Below are 16,001 nucleotides of genomic sequence, written 5' to 3' on the forward strand. Positions count from 1 at the left end.
TCAGCCGCGGCGTTCGTCCCAGAGCCGGATGCCGCCGGTCAGGCCGGCCTCGTTGGAGACGATCAGCACGTCCGGGGGCAGGTCGATGTCGAGCTTCTTCGCGTTGCCACCACCAAGGTAGAGCCGGTCGAACCGAAGCAGGGTGCGGAAGGCCTCGATGGTTTTTTCGACCCGGTGGTTCCATTTCTTGCCGCCGACCTTGTGGCGGGCAGCCTTGCCGACGTAGCGGTTCATCGTCCTCTTGCCGAACGCGGGGAATTGCGCGAACTCCAGGTGCGGCATCGGCTCGCCGTCGCTGAACAGCGCCGAGCCCAGGCCGGTACCCAGGGTGAGCACCAGCTCGAGCCCCTGGCCGGCGATCACCCCATAGCCCTGGACTTCGGCATCGTTGAGCAGGCGCGCGGGCCTGTCGCCCAGGCGCTGGCCAAGACGCTCGGCCAGCGGAAAGTGCTTCCAGGCTTCGTTGCCGAAGTGCGGGGCGGTGAGCACGCGGTTGTTGCGCACCACGCCGGGAAAGCCGATCGAGATGCGGTCGAAGGACGGCAGCGGGAGCGCCAGCGCGACGAGCGCGTCGACCAGTTCGTCGGGCGATGGCGCGTCAGGCGTGTCGACGCGCACACGGCTGGAGAGCATCGTTCCGTCCGGACCGAGCACGGTGGCCTTGAGGCCGCTGCCACCGACGTCGATGGCCAGTGTGGCGGGGCCGCGGTGACGGGATCGCGCCGCGCTCATTCGGACTTCACCGCATGGCCGCCGAACTGGTTGCGCATCGCCGCCAGCAGCTTGTCGGAGAACGAATCGGTATCGCGCGAGCGCAGCCGCTCGATCAGGGCGAGCGAGATTACCGGCGCGGCCACGTTGAGATCGATGGCTTCGGCCACCGTCCAGCGGCCCTCGCCCGAGTCGGCGACGTAGGGCGCGATGCCGTCCATCGACGGGTTCTTCTTCAATGCGTCGGCGGTGAGGTCGAGCAGCCAGGAGCGCACCACCGAGCCTTCACGCCAGATCTCGGCGACCTGGTGCAGGTCCAGGTTGAACTCCTGCTTGTGCCGAAGTACCGAGAAGCCCTCCGCATAGGCCTGCATCAGTCCGTACTCGATGCCGTTGTGGACCATCTTGGTGAAGTGGCCCGAGCCCACTTCGCCGACGCGACCCCAACCCTTGTCCGGCGCGGGAGCCAGCGCCTCGAAGATAGGTCGCAGACGCTCGATCGCCCCGCTGTCGCCACCCACCATCATGCTGTAGCCCTCGGCCAGGCCCCAGACGCCGCCGCTGGTACCGCAGTCCACGTAGTGGATGCCGGCCCCCTGCAGCTCGGCTGCGCGCTGCAGGGTGTCCTTGTAGTGGGCATTGCCGCCATCGACGAGGACGTCGCCGCGGCCGAGCAGGGACTTCAGGGCAGCAACGGTCTTTCCGGTGATCTCTCCGGCGGGGACCATCATCCAGACGGCACGCGGCGAGGGCAGTTGCCCGACCAGCGCGTCGAGCGAGGCGACCGCTTCGCCGTCCCGGCCTGTCCAGGCCTCGCGCGCCTTCGGCGAGGGGTCGAATCCGACCACGTGGTGCCCGGCGCGCCGGAGCCGCTCGGCCATGTTGCCACCCATCCGGCCCAGCCCGATCATGCCGATGTCCATGCCTGCCTCCTTCGATGCCCGTGGACGATCCGCCGAGTTTGGCCCGGACGACCTGCAAGGCACGTGATGAAGCCGCATTCAGTCGGTGGCTTCGTGCTCCTTTTCCGAGATCGGCGCATGGGTCTCGCCTGATCCATCGGCATCGTCTCCGCCTGCCTGCACCGTAGCCTTGCGCTCCTGCCGGCCCCAGCCGACGGACGGGCCGCGCAGCGCGGTGGAGACCGAGCGCACCACCACGTAGTACATCAGCTGGCGATAGCCGAAGCGCTGCAGTGCCAGCCACCACAGCAGGCTCCAGCGTTCGCGCTTTTCCATCGCGAAGGCGAGCACGCCGGCGCCCAGGTCCACCGCCATGAACAGGCCGTAGAACATGGCCATGGTGACCAGGTTGCTGTAGTTGAACTGGCCGCGGTGCTGCAGGTAGTCGAGGAACGTAGCGATGATCTGCCACACCAGCAGCAGGTCGACCAGCGGCGACACCACCGAGAACACGATCTGGAACAGCCACACCTGCGGCAGCGCGATCATGCCCAGCGCGCCGTAGCGCGGGCGGAAGGTGGCGTCGCGGTGTTTCCACAGGCACTGCAGGGTGCCGAACGCCCAACGGAAGCGCTGTCGCGCGAGTCCGCGCGCGGTGTCGGGGGCCTCGGTCCAGGCCACCGCCTCGGCGTCGAACAGGGTCCGGTAGCCGGCCTTCTGGATCGCGATGGTGAGGTCCTGGTCCTCGGCCAGCGTGTCGCCCGGGAAGCCGCCGAGCTGCTCCAGCGCCTCGCGGCGCCAGGCGCCGACGGCACCGGGCACCACGGTGATGGCGCCCAGCGCGGCGAGCGCACGACGCTCCAGGTTCTGCGCGGTGACGTACTCGAGCGCCTGCCAGGTGGTGATCAGGTTGATCCGGTTGCCGACCTTGGCGTTGCCGGCGACCGCGCCGATGGTGGGATCGGCGAACCAGCGCACCAGCCGGGCGATGGTATGTGGCTCGAACTGGGTGTCGGCGTCCAGCGCCACGACGATGCTGCCGCGCGAGGCGCGCAAGGCGGTGTTCACCGCGTTCGCCTTGCCGCCGTTGGGAATGCTGATGAGCTGCACGCGCGGCTCGTCGGCGAAATGCTCGCGGACGACCTGGGCGGTGGCGTCGGTGGAGCCGTCGTCGACCACGATCACTTCCAGCGCGTCGTAGCGGCTCTTGAGGATGCGGGCGATCGAACTGGCGATCACTTTCTCCTCGTTGAAGGCTGGAATCAGCACCGACACCAGCGGCGCCGGCTCGGGCAGCGCGGGTACCACGCGGTGTTTGTCGCGCCACCAGTTCAGCACGCCCAGTCCGCCCAGCAGGATGAGTCGCGCCAGGCCCAGCCAGATCGCCGCCTTGAACAGGAAGTTGAGCAGGTGGCCGAAGCCGCCCAGGGTCAGGAACACCGAGCGGTCGGCCCACTGCGACAGCGAGTCGATGGTCAGTGGCGGCATGCCCTCGTCGCGGGTCAGGCCGGCCAGTTCGGAGACGGTGACGAACTGATAGCCCTCGGCACGCAGTGTGTCGATGATCCGCGGCAGCGCCTCGACCGTGTTTTCACGGTCGCCACCGCCGTCATGCAGCAGTACCACGCGGCTTTGCCGGTCAGGCGACTGGTGATTCACCTGGTCGATCACGCGCTGCACGATCACGTCAGCCGGCGGGCGTTTCCAGTCGTCCGGGTCGATGTGCAGGCCCACCGCGATGTAGCCCATCTTCTGCGCCTGGGCGATCGGGTCCAGTTCGTCCGACGTGGTGGGCTCGGCATCGCCGAAGTAGGGCGCTCTGAACAGCCGCATGGACCGCCCGGTCAACGCCTCGAACAGCCGCTGGGTGGCGTTGAGCTCCAGTGCGGTGATGCCCGGAGACGTCTCGCCCAGGTTGGGGTGGGTGAAGGTGTGGTTGCCGACATCGTGGCCTTCGGCCACTTCGCGCTGGATCAGCCGTGGCGAGGCCTCGGCGTTCTCGCCGATGATGAAGAACGTGGCCGGGACATGCTTTTCCCTGAGGATGTCCAGGATCTTCGGTGTCCAGTCCGGGTCGGGCCCGTCGTCGAAGGTCAGCGCGATCTTCTTCGGCTGCGTGCCGACGCGCTGGATCACGTAGGACTTGGGCAGGGCGGTGTACTGCTCGCCGTCGATCTCGCCGCTTTCCTTGTCGATGGTGAAGGTGCGCGCGCCCGCTTCGGGCTTGGAGGCGATCTGCAGGATTTCCCCCTGACCCTCGATGTCAATGTCCTGACCGGCGCCGATCTCGTGCAGCGAGTCGGGCACGGGCGAGTCGTACGGCCGACCCAGCAGCGGCCAGATCGACGGATCCTCCGAGCCCAGCCGCCACACCGCGTAGCCGTAGGGCTGGTAGCCGTCGGCGGCGTGGATCTGGTTGTATGCGGTCGCCGCGTCCAGGAACCACAGCTGGTGGACCGTGCCGTTGTCCTCGCTGTAGGAGAAGTGCGGATTCTGGGTGTCGTCGTCGAAGCTGATATCGGCCTGCGCGTCGGCGGCGCGGTCCATGGCGTCCTGGAAGGTGACCGCCTCGGCGGTCTTGCCCTTGGCCCAGTCGTAGCCGTAGCTGCCGATGGCGATGATGGTCTGGTCCGGATCCAGTTCCTTCATGCGCTTGTCCAGCGTGCTCTCGAACCAGTCCTGTGCGGCGATGCTGCCTGGATCCTGGCCGGCCCAGTGCTGGTCGTAGGCCATCAGCAGTTCGAAGTCGACGATCTTGGCCAGCCCGGCGTAATCCCAGGCTTCGTCGTCGAAAGGTACCGACAACACGATGCCCCAGCCGCGTGGAGCGAAGGCGTCGGCCAGTTCGCCGAGGAACTGCTTGAGGTCCGGCTGGGCGCTGTCGGGCAGGTTCTCGAAATCGACCGTGACGCCCTGGAACTTGTTGGCATCGAGGAAGGCCACGATCTGCGCGATGCGCTGGTGGCGCAGGGTGGGGTTGGCCAGCAACTTCGCCAGGCCGGTGCCGTCCCACTCGCCGTTCACCGCGTTCTGCAACAGCGGCAGGATCGGCGTGGAGGGTTTGACGCGGCGAATGAGATCCAGCGCCTTGGCATCGATGTGCGTGTCGAGCGCCATGTCCGGGCCACTCACGCTCATCCAGCCGGGAATTACCCAGTCCAGGGTGGGCAATGCCCGCTTCAGGGCGGGGTAGCTGCTGTCGTCCCAGTTCACGTAGAACCCGATCGCCAGGGCGCGGCCATCGGGTTTGTCCAGCGAGAGAGGCGGGGCGACATGGGGGATGCCGCGCAGACGCCCGGGGCGGGCGTGATGGTGCGCGGCCTTCTGTTTGGCGCGGACTTCGGCGGCGAGCTTCGCCGCCGGCCGGGCCAGCTCCGGGGCCGCCATCCTGACGCCGGCAAGTGCATGGAGCCCCTTGCCATGCTGGCCGAGCCGGATGCCGGTCATGCTGGGGGCGATGAACAGGCTGAGCACGAATGCGACGGCAAACAGGGTACTAATGACCGCCAGCGTCAGTCCCATGCGGGACAGCCGGCTGGCCCGGCGTCCGGTGGGATCGAAAAACACGGGTTTCTTGTGCATGGGGGTGGTCAGGGCTCGGCGCAGCACTAATTGTGACGGCGTTCGGTGTATCTTTGCAGGACGTTGCTCAAGCTGGGGCGCACGTCGGCCGAAAGCGGTTCAGGTGCCGCGTGTGCGCACTGAAAGCTTCGGGTTCGGGCATTGCGTTCTGGACATGTGTCGGGCGCTGTTGATTTGGCAAGCTGCTTGCATGGCAGGAAGGAAGCGGGAAGAAGAGGTCCGGATGGGTTGGCTGGTCGCGCCACAGGCGCGGAGACCGCAGCTCGATCGGGTTACCGGAATACAGGGGATGTAGCCAGCACGGAGATGGGGGGAGCAATGCTGCGGTCCAGATACGGAAGTTTCCTTGCAAGGCAGCTGCTTGCAGCAGGGCTGTACAGCGCCGGAATGCTGGCGCTCCGGCAGGTTTCATTCTCCCACTGGGAGGTGTTCGCAGGCTTTCGCCTCTGCGCCCTGCTGCTGGTGGGCTACCGTTATTGGCCGGCCCTGCTCGGGGGCGAGACCCTGACGCTGGTGGCGCTGGCTGCCCTTTCGGTGGACCGCTTCGGGGTGGCTTGGGCATGCCTATACATGATTCCCCCGATCGGCCTGGCCATGCCGGTCGTAGCGTTTTGCAAGGAGCGGCTCGCGCTTCTCGATGCAAAGGGGCGGATCAATATTCCGCTGCTGGTGCTCTGTGCATTCGTGTGCGCGGCCCTCTGGGCGTCCATGAACGTGTTGTCCCTCTCGGCGATGCGGCTTCCGGCCGACTACGCCTGGCAGGGGATGCCGGTCTACGCGGCGCGGTGGTTCGTGGGCAACTTCACGGCCGTGCTCGCTTCGGTCCCGCTGATCTTCTGCCTGCGCGAGATGGCCATCAACGGCGAGTTGCACTGGCAACGACTGATCCACAACCGGCTGGTGATCGAATCGGTCAGCGTGATGATCCCTGCGCTGACGATGCTTGCCTGGGTCGGGGCTGCGAGCAATGAGGAGGGGGCCAGGCAGGCCGCCCGCATGATGATGTTCCTGCCGGTCGTGCTGCTGGCATTGCGCCATGGCTGGAAGGGAGCCGCCGTCGGTGGCTCGGCTGCCAGCGTTGCGGTGGTAGCCACCATGCCGGCGCTTTATGACACGGGGACCCTCGAGGCGCAGATTTTCATCGCCTTTGCGATCACCACCCTGCTGCTGCTCGGTGGGAGGATCGCCGTGTTGTCCGAGCAGGAGGCGCGCAAGCAGCAGGACGCCCGCATGGCGCTTGCCCTGGCGCAGCGGAACCTGTGGCTGGGCGAGATGCAGCTCCGGCAGACTTCGAGCGCGCTGGAAGGGCTGCGGGAGAATTTCCGCAGCAGCTACTCGGAGCTGCTCGACCGGGTCCGCCATACGATTCCGGCACCGGACGAGCGTGAGTACCGGCTTCGCGCAGCCGAAACCCAGCAGCAGATCTACCGGCTGGCGGACAGCCTTTACCCGGTGCTCTGGCGCGAAGGTGGCCTGGCCGCGGAGTTGCGGCAGGGCACGGTCGCTCGCGCACTCAACGATGCCGGCGTGCGTTACTGGTGCACGTTCCGCAACGAGCGGGGGCTGGACCTTGGACGCGAGGCGCAGGTCGTGCTCTATCGCTCGATCTGCGACCTGGTCGTCCATTTGTGCCAGGACCATCGGGTGTCCGGCCTGAGCATGCAGGTGCGCATCGGTGCGTCCGACGAGGCCGGTTGCGGGGTCGTGGTGCGTATCCGCGGGATCCGGCAGCTGGCGTCGGTGTTGAGCAGCGAACGTCTGCGCGGTCTTTCGATGGGCCTGTCGGCCAGCGGCATGGGACCGGATGCCGTGAGGGACCGGATTTTCCTGTTCGGTGGCGTGTTGCGCGAGCGTGTGACAGACGATGCGGTGCTGATAAGCCTGCTGCTCACGAAAGTCTGAGCCCGGAAGCTGTGGAACGGGCGCCGCGGCGCCCGTTCCACATCAGGTCAAACCCCGGTCAGTGCGATGAAGCCGGTGCCACGTGCGAGTTGCATTCCACCGGATCGCCGGTGCAGGTGGCGGCTGCAGTGCTGGTCTGCTTGGTGACACTGGTCGTCGCCGTGTTGGGTGCCACGTGCGAATTGCATTCCACCGGATCGCCGGTGCAGGTGGCGGCAGTAGCGCTGACCTGGGTGGTGAGACTGGTTACCGCGTTGGGCGCCACGTGCGAGTTGCATTCCACCGGATCGCCGGTGCAGGTGGCGGTAGTAGCGCTGACCTGGGTGGTGGGACTGGTCGCCGCATTGGGCGCCACGTGCGAGTTGCATTCCACCGGATCGCCGGTGCAGGTGGCGGTAGTAGCGCTGACCTGGGTGGTGAGACTGGTTACCGCGTTGGGCGCCACGTGCGAGTTGCATTCCACCGGATCGCCGGTGCAGGTGGCGGCAGTAGCGCTGACCTGGGTGGTGAGACTGGTCGCCGCGTTGGGCGCCACGTGCGAGTTGCATTCCACCGGATCGCCGGTACAGGTGGCGGTGACGGTGAACTGCGTTGCGCCGTTGCTCAGCGGGGTCGCGCTGATGGAGACCTGGCCGTCGCTATAGACCGTTTCTCCGGATGTGCCCGGCGCGTTGGCGACTTTCATGTACTGCGAATCGCTGCCGATCGGCAGCAGCAGGATCTGCCCACCGGCCGTTGCGATCGCGCCTTGTACCCCGCCGTTGAGGTCGTTCACCTGGACGTAGCGGATCCCGTCCTTCTGGAACGCGTAGACGTGCCAATGGGGGGTGGCGCTGACGTCGGTGGCGTTCGGCCACGACTGGCCGAGCCCGGACGTCGAATCCTTCGCCAGCGCGCTGGTTGCGAACCCTGCGAGGAGAAGGGCCGACGAGATAATCGCAGTTGCTGATTTCCTGATCATGGAGTTGTCCCCTTGTGTGCGAGTGAATGACGACGGGATGAGAGGCTGGCATCGAGCATCAGGCGAGGAGATTTGCCCCACCTGCCTTTTCAGTGAAGCAGAGCGGGGGCGCAAATCTGTGCGGCAGAGCGCATTCGCGAGATCCGGGTCTTGCAGAAAGGCCCGGACCTGTGTTTTCGCACAAAAAAAGCCCGCCGTGAGGCGGGCTTCGAAAATGCATGGTGGCCGGGGACGGAATCGAACCGCCGACACGGGGATTTTCAATCCCCTGCTCTACCAACTGAGCTACCCGGCCACGGGTCTTGCGTTCCAGATCGAGGCTGTCGGGCGATGGCCGGTGCCTCGTGGAGCCGCGCATTAAACTGGAAGCGCGCGATGGCGTCAAGACTCCGCATCGGGCGGTACGTAGCCGGCCGGCTGCTCGGTGCCGCCCTCGAACAGGTACTTCTCCATCTCGCGCGCGAGGAAGCTGCGTGTCGATGGATCGAGTGGATTGAGCCGGTTCTCGTTGATCAGCATGGTCTGGTGAGCGAGCCACTGCTGCCACGCGGGCTTGGAGATTTCCAGATAGATGCGCTGACCTAGCGCGCCCGGCCATGGAGCGAAGTCGAGTCCTTCGGCATCGATGTCGAGTTTGCTGCAATGAACGGTGCGGCTCATGGGGAATCCTTCGGATAGCTCTCGGACAGCGAGTCAAGCAGGGTTCGTATTGGGGCGGGCAGGCCCAGTTGCATGCCCGGGGATGGCGCGATCCAGCGCGCTTCGGCCTGGTCGGCGACCCCGGCGAGAGGGGCCACGCAGTCGAACAGCCAGGGCTCGGCAGCCAGCTTGTAATGGCTGAAGACATGGATGAAGGAGGGCAGGGCGCATGCGTCGCCGAGCCGGGCGCGTTGGCCCGCGACGCGCCACGCCTCCTCGGGCGATGCCGCTTCCGGCAGGCTCCACAGGCCCGCCCATACGCCCTGAGGGCCCCGCCGCTCCAGCAGGATGCGGCCCTCGGTGTCGCGCAGTACCAGCATCACCGTCTGACGGGTCGGCGTGCGTTTGCCCGGCTTCGGGGTGGGCAGTTCGGTGGTGAGGCCGTCGCGCCGGGCGACGCAATCCTCGCGCACCGGACAGTCGTCGCAGCGGGGCTGGCTGCGGGTGCATACCGTGGCGCCAAGATCCATGATCGCCTGGGTGTAGTCGGCGGTTCGCTGTGCCGGAGTGTGTCTTTCGGCGTGCTCCCACAGCAGCTTCTCGACGGTCGATTTTCCCGGGTCGCCGTGTACGCCGTGGTAGCGCGCGAGCACTCGCTTGACGTTGCCATCGAGGATCGGGAAGCGCAGCCCGTGGGACTGAGCCAGGATCGCGCCCGCGGTCGAGCGGCCGATGCCGGGGAGCGCGAGCAGTGCGTCGATGGCGCGTGGAAGGGTGCTGCCGTGCTCGGCCACGCATCGCTGCGCCGCCGCGTGCAGGAAGCGGGCGCGCCGGTAGTAGCCCAGCCCGGACCACAGCGCCAGCACCGTGTCCTCGTCAGCTTCGGCCAGGTCGCGCAGGGTAGGCAGGGTCTCCACGAAACGGTTGAAATAGGGAATGACGGTGGCGACCTGGGTCTGCTGCAGCATGACTTCGGACAACCACACGCGGTAGGCGTCGCGCCCCCCGTCGGGAGTGGGCTGCTGCCAGGGCAGATCCCTGCGGCCGTGCCGGTCGAACCAGCGCAGCAGGCGTTCGGCGAACTGGTCGCTCATGGCGCCGAGCTGCTGGCTGGGGCCGGGGCGCTGCCCGCCGCGGCAGGTATCCCTTCGCCGAGATCCAGGCTCAGTCCCTCGGCGCTGACGCCGCCGAAGGCGGCGTGATCGATATCCAGGTGACCGCTGCCCGGGGGCATGACCAGCTGTCCTCCCTCCCCATCGCTCAGTTGCGACCACCAGTTGGCCAATTGCAGCGGTGGCAGGCGGACATCGGCGTTGCGACCAGGGCCGGCCAGATGAAGTGTCAGCAGGAGCGGATCGCGCAGGTTGGCCGGCGTGAGCCGCAGCGACAGGTCGTAGCGCCCGGCATCGGCCAGATCGACGCTGCCAGCCAGGTCCGCGGAGGCGTCTGCCGCACCGTGCCAGCGGGCGCTGCCGCGAAGGTCCAGCGTCGTGTCGGCACCGTGCGAGAGATGCAGGTCGATGTTCTCGAAACTCATCCCCTCGCCGCTGGCGCGCGGTGTCGCCAGCAGTCGCAGCTGCACCGGGTCGCCGCTCGCGTCGCGCGCGGTGAGGTCGAGCGAGAATGGCTTGTCGGGGTGGAGCTGGCCGGTCTCCAGCGCCAGGTTGTCGAGCAGGATGTCGTTGCCGCGGACCACGCTCGCCCGGCTGATCAGGATGCCGGTGTCGATGCGTGGAATCTGCGGTGCACGATTGCCCTTGCTGGAGGGCAGGTGCTCCAGCCAGCTCTGCAACGCATCGAGATCCACCCTCGGCGCGTCGATCTCGAGCCGGACAATCGTGGTCGGTCCGCCGAACAGGGTGTGCCATGGCAGCGCCAATCGACCCCGCGCAGCCAGGAGGATCGGCATCGATGCGCCGGATTCGTTCAGGGTGATGCCCCGCAGTTCCAGCGCCGGATGCGGGAACAACGCCGGGCTGGCCGGGCTGGCCAGGCTCAGCTCGAGCCCCGCGGCACGTGCTTGCGCCTGCAGTGTCGCGGTGAAACGGTCTGGCTGCAGCAGCCAGTAGACCCCGATGACCGCGGCCAGCAGCAGCACCCCCACCGCGCCCGCGCCAGCGAGCAATGCGAGCCGCCAGCGGCGGCTCACCGTCCTGCGCTCCGCGGGAAAACCTCAGCCATGACCGATGCTGGATGGCAGCAGGCCGTCGACAAAAGCCTCGGCATCGAACACGCGCAGGTCGGCAGCAGTTTCGCCCAGGCCGACGTAGCGGATCGGCAATCCGAATTCGCGGGCCAGTGCGAACACCACGCCGCCCTTGGCGGTGCCGTCCAGTTTGGTCACCACCAGTCCGGTGACGCCGACGATCTGGCGGAACTGGCGCACCTGGTTCACCGCGTTCTGGCCGGTGGTGCCGTCGATCACCATCAGCACCTCGTGCGGGGCATCGGCGTCGAGCTTCTTCATCACCCGGGCGATCTTGCCCAGCTCGTCCATCAGACCGCCCTGGGTGTGCAGGCGGCCGGCGGTGTCGGCGATCAGCACGTCGGCGCCGCGCGAGCGGGCGGCCTGCAGGGCGTCGAAGATCACGCTGGCGGCATCGGCGTCCTGGCCCTGGGCGATCACCGGCACCTGGTTGCGCTCGCCCCAGGTCTTGAGCTGGTTGACCGCCGCGGCGCGGAAAGTGTCGCCGGCGGCGAGGATCACGCCATGGCCCTCGTCGCGATAGCGCCGGGCCAGCTTGCCGATGGTGGTGGTCTTGCCTACGCCGTTGATGCCGACGGTGAGGATCACGAACGGCTTGCGGCCGGCCACGTCCAGCGGCTGCTGCACGGGCGTCAGCAGGTCGATCAGTGCCTTGCGCAGGGCCTGTAGCAGGACGCCAGCATCGGCGAACTCGCGGGCGTTCATGCGCTTGCGCAGGGATTCGACCAGCCGGGTGCTGGCCTCCACGCCGACGTCGGCGGTGATCAACGCGGTTTCCAGCTCGTCGAGCAGGTCATCGTCCAGCCGCGGATTGCGGACGAACAGGGCCCCCAGGCTGCGGGCGAAACCCGAGCCGGCCAGCCGCTCGCGCCAGCCGCGTCGGGCGGGGAGCGTTTCCGCCGGCGATTCCGTGGTGGGGGGGGGGGCTGCGGGGAGCGGCGTGGCGGTCGCGGTGGGCGCGCTTTCGCCACCCTCCGCCGCGTTTTCCGGCACGGCGGCCTGGTCCTGTTCCGGCACGTCGTCGGCAGGCTTCTTCTTCCAGAACTTGAGCATGTCAGGGGGGAATCAAAGACAATGGGCGGCATGCTATCACCCCGATCCCGACTTCCCGCTGAGGCCGCGACCCGATGAAGCGGGGATCCGGTCGCATCCGCATCATCGGCGGCAGCCTGCGCAATTCCCGCCTGGAGGTGCCGGAACTGCCGGGTCTGCGGCCCACGCCGGAGCGGGTCCGCGAGACCCTGTTCAACTGGCTGGCGCCCGTGGTGGCCGGCGCCCGCGGGCTGGATCTGTGCGCAGGCACGGGTGCGCTGGGCATCGAGGCGCTGTCCCGCGGAGCGGCCAGCGTGCAGTTCGTCGAGGCACAGCCGGCAGCGGCACAGGCGCTGCGCGACAACCTGGCGCGGTTGAAGGCGGTCGGCGGCCAGGTGGCGACGATGGACGCGCGGCGCTTCCTGGCCGGCTCCCCCACGCCATTCGACCTTGTATGGCTCGACCCGCCGTTCGATGCCGACCTGTGGACCGGGCTGGCCGCGCGGCTGGAGCAGGGATGGCTCAGTCCCTCGGCCTGGCTGTACGTGGAGTCGCCGCGAGGACGGGTACCGGAGCTTCCCCCGGCCTGGGCGCTGCACCGCGAGGCGGAGGCAGGTGAGGTGCGCCACGCGCTCTATCGCCGCGCGGAAACGCTTCCGTTAAGCTAAACGCCCTTCATTCGGGCTCCCGAGATTCCGTGATCAAGCCGCCGGTCAATACGCGCCTTGCCGTCTATCCGGGCACCTTCGACCCGATCACCAACGGCCATGCCGATCTGGTGGCGCGTGCCGCGCCGCTGTTCGACCGGATCGTGGTGGCGGTGGCGGAAAGCCCGAACAAGGGCAAGGGTCCCGGTTTTTCCCTGCAGGAGCGGATCGCCCTGGCCCGGCTGGCGCTGGCCGATCTGCCGAGCGTGGAAGTGCGCGGTTTCGACTGCCTGCTGGCCCAGTTCGTCGATCAGATCGGCGCGGGCGTGATCATTCGCGGCCTGCGCGCGGTCTCCGACTTCGAGTACGAATTCCAGCTGGCCAGCATGAACCGGCACCTGATTCCCCAGGTCGAGACGCTGTTCCTGACGCCGGCCGAGCAGTACAGCTTCATTTCCTCCTCGCTGGTGCGCGAGATCGGTCGCCTCGGCGGCGACATCTCCGGTTTCGTGCATCCGGCGGTGCAACAGGCCATGCGCCAGCGCTGGCACAAAAAGCAACCCGAAAAAGAAGGTGATCACCATGCGTAAGTTCGTCCTTGCCGTCACGCTCGCCCTGGCGGGCACCGTCATGCTCTCGGCCTGCCACAAGCAGGACGACGCTCAGCAGGCCGCCCAGCAGGTCCAGAAGGTCGCCAAGCCGACCGATCCGAACGACACCAAGGCCTGGAACGCCTACCTCGGCCAGATTGTCACGGCCAACATGCAGGGCATGACCGCCGACCGCCCGTACGCCTACCTGGTGCCGGCCGGCGACGATGCCGACTCCCAGGCCAAATACGGTCGCCAGCTGGAGGCGGTGCAGGACGTGGTCGCCCGCGGCGTGCTGCCGGGCAATATGCTGGTGTTCGCGGGCCCGAGCTCGGCCAAGACCGCCGACTTCATCACCGCGGCGTTCAAGGACGCCAAGCCGGGTGCGTTCAAGGACGTGATCGTGCTGTTCATCGGCGACGAGGCCGACAAGCAGCGCGTGACGGACGTGCTGACCCCGACCGCCGCCAACATCCGCTTCGTCGCGATGTAATGGTCGGCGTCCGCCCGCTCCCGGCATCCGGCCGGGGGCGGGGGATGCGCGCAGTTGCCATGTCCCTGAAGATCCTCGATACCTGCGTCAACTGCGACGTCTGCGAGCCGGCTTGCCCGAACCAGGCGATTTCGCTGGGCGAGGAGTTCTACGTGATCGATCCGGCCCGGTGCACTGAGTGCCACGGGCATTTCGACGAGCCGCAGTGTGTCGTGGTGTGTCCGGTCGAATGCATCATCGTCGACCCGGACCACGTGGAAACCGAAGCGCAGCTCGACCTCAAGTACCGACAGCTGACCGGGGCCGCCGACGGCCATTGAATCGGCATCCCGCAACGGCAGGGCCGACCCATGGAATTCTTCTCCCTCACCGGCAATTCGCAGCGACTCGACGGCGGTGCCATGTTCGGCAATGCGCCTCGCGCGCTGTGGTCGCGCTGGATCGAGCCGGACGCCGAGAACCGCATCCCGCTGGCCTGCCGCTGCCTGCTGGTGAGGGGACTGGACGGCCGCAACGTGCTGTTCGAGACCGGTATCGGCGCTTTCTTCGAGCCGTCGCTGCGAGAGCGCTACGGTGTGGTCGAAGAGCGCCATGTGCTGCTCGATTCGCTCGCTGCGCTGGGCCTCTCGCATGAGGACATCGACGTGGTGGTGCTCTCGCACCTGCACTTCGATCATGCCGGTGGGCTGCTGGCCGCGTGGGAAAAGGGGCGGCCGGCGCGGCTGCTGTTCCCGCGAGCCCGTTTCCTCGTTGGCGCCGGGCACTGGCGCCGGGCGCTCGATCCGCACCCGCGCGACCGCGCCTCGTTCATCCCCGAACTGGCCGGCCTGCTGGAGGCCAGCGGTCGGCTGGAGTTGGTCGATGGCCCCCGCTCGGCGACGCTGGGCGAGTCGGTGCGCTTCCACTTTTCCGACGGCCACACGCCCGGCCTGATGATGGCCGAGGCGGGGGGCGTGGTGTTCTGCGCCGACCTGATCCCCGGTCGCCACTGGGTGCACCTGCCGATCACCATGGGCTACGACCGCTGGCCGGAAAAGCTGATCGACGAGAAGCGGGAGTTCCTAGAGGACAAGCTGGCCCGTGGCGTGCAGTTGTTCTTTACCCATGATCACGGCTGTGCCCTGGCCGAGGTCGTACGCGACGAGCGCGGTCGCTTCGGTACCCGCAACGAACGCGGCGCGATCGCTGGCACCCTGGTCGGGGTGGCAGCCTGATGGCGAGGCTGCATCCTCCACGGCGGCAGGTCTCCGGCGGCGCCCTGCTCAAGGCGCTCGGCGCCGTGTTGCTGCTCGGCGCGCTGGGCATGCTCGCATCCACCGAGAACGCATTGCTCGCCTACCGTCAGGCCGAACAGCGTCATGGCGGCGAGGTGATCGACATGGCGCACCAGGGCGGGCCGCGTCCCGGCCTGTACGGGTACATGGTTCGGGTCGCCGGGCCGATCGACGTGGTGGCCCCGCCGCGCGACGACGATTTCAACCAGAGCGCGGCCACGCCGGTGCTGGTCCGTCACGTGGAGATGTTCCAGTGGCGCGAGGTAGTGGTGGCTGGCGAGGCCCACTACGAACTGGACTGGGTCGACCGGCCGGTGGATTCGAGCCACTTCACGCAGCCGGTGGGGCACGTCAATCCCCGGCGCTTCCCGATCGCCGGGCGCCAGTTCGATTCCGGCCAGGTCGACGTGGGTGGATTCAAGCTGTCGTCGGCACTCCTGCATGCACTGCCCGGCAGCGTCCAGATGTCGCCCGATCCGAAGGCGTTGCCACCGAATCTCGCCGCGAGCTTCTCCCTCCACGACGGCTACCTGACGACCAGCGAGCACCCCTCCACGCCGCGGCTGGGCGACCTCAGGGTGAGCTGGACCATGGTTCCGCTGCAGGCCGTGACGGTGGTGGCACGCCTCAAGGGCGACACCTTGATGCCGGCCGAGGACGCGCCCGACGGCAAGGGTTACGAGGTGCAGGTCGGCGACCGTTCGCTGGTGGATATCTTTCCGGATCTGCCGGTGCCGCCCGATGGCGCCATGCTTCGCCGCGTGGTGGCGGGGCTGCTGGCGGCGCTGGGCGTGCTGATGCTTCTGTGGGAGCGTCGCCAGCACCCCAGCGACCTGCTGCTTCCGGTGGGGCTGGGTGCGCTCGTGCTTGGTGCGGTGGGCGGCGTGATGTGGCTGGGCGGCGGCGGCCGCACCGGCATGCACTGGTTCGAGATCGCACTGCTCGGTCTGCTGCTGTCCGCGTGGCCGTTATGGCGACGCCGCAGTCACGACGAGGGCTGAGCCGAAGGCCATCCCGGCGGCTGCATGTCGCGGCCCGGTCGGGCCGCGATGCAGGGGAGAC

General features: G+C 67.7%; 15 protein-coding genes and 1 tRNA gene. 7 read left to right on the top strand and 9 right to left on the bottom strand.

The genetic code is table 11. The annotated features are described in order from the left end of the window. The 3 genes from NC595_RS06595 to NC595_RS06605 are packed head-to-tail and all read right to left on the bottom strand — an operon-like array spanning position 1 to position 5,195. Complete coding sequence (locus NC595_RS06595) at positions 1-732, bottom strand: ROK family protein (RefSeq protein ID WP_253565514.1); 732 nt, start codon at positions 730-732, stop codon at positions 1-3. Beyond that, the gene (gene gnd, locus NC595_RS06600) at positions 729-1,712 is read right to left on the bottom strand and encodes a phosphogluconate dehydrogenase (NAD(+)-dependent, decarboxylating) (RefSeq protein ID WP_256488893.1); all 984 of its coding nucleotides are present in this window, start codon (positions 1,710-1,712) and stop codon (positions 729-731) included. The genes NC595_RS06595 and gnd overlap by 4 nt, the downstream gene beginning before the upstream one ends. Continuing rightward, on the bottom strand, positions 1,713-5,195 hold the full coding sequence (locus NC595_RS06605; protein WP_253565517.1) for a trifunctional glycoside hydrolase family 18/polysaccharide deacetylase/glycosyltransferase family 2 protein: 3,483 nt from the start codon (positions 5,193-5,195) through the stop codon (positions 1,713-1,715). It abuts the gene before it with no gap. Positions 5,196-5,513: 318 nt separating this feature from the next. On the opposite strand from NC595_RS06605, the gene NC595_RS06610 reads away from it, so the two are divergent. Beyond that, a complete protein-coding gene (locus NC595_RS06610; RefSeq protein ID WP_256488894.1) occupies positions 5,514-7,097 on the top strand; it encodes an MASE1 domain-containing protein in 1,584 nt (527 codons plus the stop codon). Positions 7,098-7,155: 58 nt separating this feature from the next. Here the strand turns inward: NC595_RS06610 and NC595_RS06615 are convergent, their stop codons facing one another. From NC595_RS06615 to ftsY, 6 genes are all read right to left on the bottom strand, one after another. Continuing rightward, complete coding sequence (locus NC595_RS06615) at positions 7,156-8,058, bottom strand: hypothetical protein (RefSeq protein ID WP_253565520.1); 903 nt, start codon at positions 8,056-8,058, stop codon at positions 7,156-7,158. 219 nt (positions 8,059-8,277) lie between these two features. Continuing rightward, a tRNA-Phe gene (locus NC595_RS06620) sits at positions 8,278-8,353 on the bottom strand. An 86-nt stretch (positions 8,354-8,439) separates the two neighbouring features. Further along, positions 8,440-8,718 carry an oxidative damage protection protein gene (locus tag NC595_RS06625; RefSeq protein WP_253565521.1) on the bottom strand — a complete coding sequence of 93 codons (279 nt, stop codon included), beginning with the start codon at positions 8,716-8,718 and terminating at the stop codon, positions 8,440-8,442. After that, positions 8,715-9,791 (bottom strand): A/G-specific adenine glycosylase, encoded by a 1,077-nt coding sequence (gene mutY / locus NC595_RS06630; RefSeq protein WP_253565523.1) that lies wholly within the window; start codon positions 9,789-9,791, stop codon positions 8,715-8,717. The genes NC595_RS06625 and mutY overlap by 4 nt, the downstream gene beginning before the upstream one ends. After that, a complete protein-coding gene (locus NC595_RS06635) occupies positions 9,788-10,846 on the bottom strand; it encodes an AsmA family protein (protein WP_253565524.1) in 1,059 nt (352 codons plus the stop codon). Before NC595_RS06635 ends, mutY begins: the two co-directional genes overlap by 4 nt. Positions 10,847-10,870: 24 nt before the next feature. Further along, positions 10,871-11,956, bottom strand: coding sequence for a signal recognition particle-docking protein FtsY (gene ftsY, locus NC595_RS06640; RefSeq protein WP_253565529.1), 1,086 nt, complete (start codon positions 11,954-11,956; stop codon positions 10,871-10,873). 74 nt (positions 11,957-12,030) lie between these two features. Here ftsY and rsmD point away from each other — a divergent pair, with 74 nt between their 5' ends. The 6 genes from rsmD to NC595_RS06670 are packed head-to-tail and all read left to right on the top strand — an operon-like array spanning position 12,031 to position 15,940. Then, a complete protein-coding gene (rsmD, locus tag NC595_RS06645) occupies positions 12,031-12,603 on the top strand; it encodes a 16S rRNA (guanine(966)-N(2))-methyltransferase RsmD (protein ID WP_253565531.1) in 573 nt (190 codons plus the stop codon). A 29-nt stretch (positions 12,604-12,632) separates the two neighbouring features. Then, complete coding sequence (coaD, locus tag NC595_RS06650) at positions 12,633-13,172, top strand: pantetheine-phosphate adenylyltransferase (protein WP_017462007.1); 540 nt, start codon at positions 12,633-12,635, stop codon at positions 13,170-13,172. Beyond that, positions 13,165-13,665 (top strand): hypothetical protein, encoded by a 501-nt coding sequence (locus NC595_RS06655; protein WP_253565533.1) that lies wholly within the window; start codon positions 13,165-13,167, stop codon positions 13,663-13,665. The genes coaD and NC595_RS06655 overlap by 8 nt, the downstream gene beginning before the upstream one ends. 59 nt (positions 13,666-13,724) lie before the next feature. Next, positions 13,725-13,985, top strand: coding sequence for a YfhL family 4Fe-4S dicluster ferredoxin (locus NC595_RS06660; RefSeq protein ID WP_253565534.1), 261 nt, complete (start codon positions 13,725-13,727; stop codon positions 13,983-13,985). Between the two features lie 30 nt (positions 13,986-14,015). Next, positions 14,016-14,879, top strand: a complete 864-nt coding sequence (locus NC595_RS06665) for an MBL fold metallo-hydrolase (RefSeq protein ID WP_253565536.1) — start codon at positions 14,016-14,018, stop codon at positions 14,877-14,879. Continuing rightward, entirely contained in the window at positions 14,879-15,940 is a 1,062-nt protein-coding gene (locus tag NC595_RS06670; RefSeq protein WP_253565538.1) for a TMEM43 family protein, read from the top strand. The genes NC595_RS06665 and NC595_RS06670 overlap by 1 nt, the downstream gene beginning before the upstream one ends. Positions 15,941-16,001 lie beyond the last annotated feature (61 nt).

Origin of the sequence: Dyella lutea (assembly GCF_024158035.1) — a bacterium.
Classification (GTDB): Bacteria; Pseudomonadota; Gammaproteobacteria; order Xanthomonadales; family Rhodanobacteraceae; genus Dyella_A; species Dyella_A lutea.

What these genes read in the sequence shown, in the direction of transcription:
- NC595_RS06595 (WP_253565514.1), bottom strand. Translation starts at nt 732, where the DNA reads ATGAGCGCGGCGCGATCCCGTCACCGCGGCCCCGCCACACTGGCCATC.
- gnd (WP_256488893.1), bottom strand. Translation starts at nt 1,712, where the DNA reads ATGCGGCTTCATCACGTGCCTTGCAGGTCGTCCGGGCCAAACTCGGCG.
- NC595_RS06605 (WP_253565517.1), bottom strand. Translation starts at nt 5,195, where the DNA reads ATGCACAAGAAACCCGTGTTTTTCGATCCCACCGGACGCCGGGCCAGC.
- NC595_RS06610 (WP_256488894.1), top strand. Translation starts at nt 5,514, where the DNA reads ATGCTGCGGTCCAGATACGGAAGTTTCCTTGCAAGGCAGCTGCTTGCA.
- NC595_RS06615 (WP_253565520.1), bottom strand. Translation starts at nt 8,058, where the DNA reads ATGATCAGGAAATCAGCAACTGCGATTATCTCGTCGGCCCTTCTCCTC.
- NC595_RS06625 (WP_253565521.1), bottom strand. Translation starts at nt 8,718, where the DNA reads ATGAGCCGCACCGTTCATTGCAGCAAACTCGACATCGATGCCGAAGGA.
- mutY (WP_253565523.1), bottom strand. Translation starts at nt 9,791, where the DNA reads ATGAGCGACCAGTTCGCCGAACGCCTGCTGCGCTGGTTCGACCGGCAC.
- ftsY (WP_253565529.1), bottom strand. Translation starts at nt 11,956, where the DNA reads ATGCTCAAGTTCTGGAAGAAGAAGCCTGCCGACGACGTGCCGGAACAG.
- rsmD (WP_253565531.1), top strand. Translation starts at nt 12,031, where the DNA reads ATGAAGCGGGGATCCGGTCGCATCCGCATCATCGGCGGCAGCCTGCGC.
- NC595_RS06655 (WP_253565533.1), top strand. Translation starts at nt 13,165, where the DNA reads ATGCGTAAGTTCGTCCTTGCCGTCACGCTCGCCCTGGCGGGCACCGTC.
- NC595_RS06660 (WP_253565534.1), top strand. Translation starts at nt 13,725, where the DNA reads ATGTCCCTGAAGATCCTCGATACCTGCGTCAACTGCGACGTCTGCGAG.
- NC595_RS06665 (WP_253565536.1), top strand. Translation starts at nt 14,016, where the DNA reads ATGGAATTCTTCTCCCTCACCGGCAATTCGCAGCGACTCGACGGCGGT.
- NC595_RS06670 (WP_253565538.1), top strand. Translation starts at nt 14,879, where the DNA reads ATGGCGAGGCTGCATCCTCCACGGCGGCAGGTCTCCGGCGGCGCCCTG.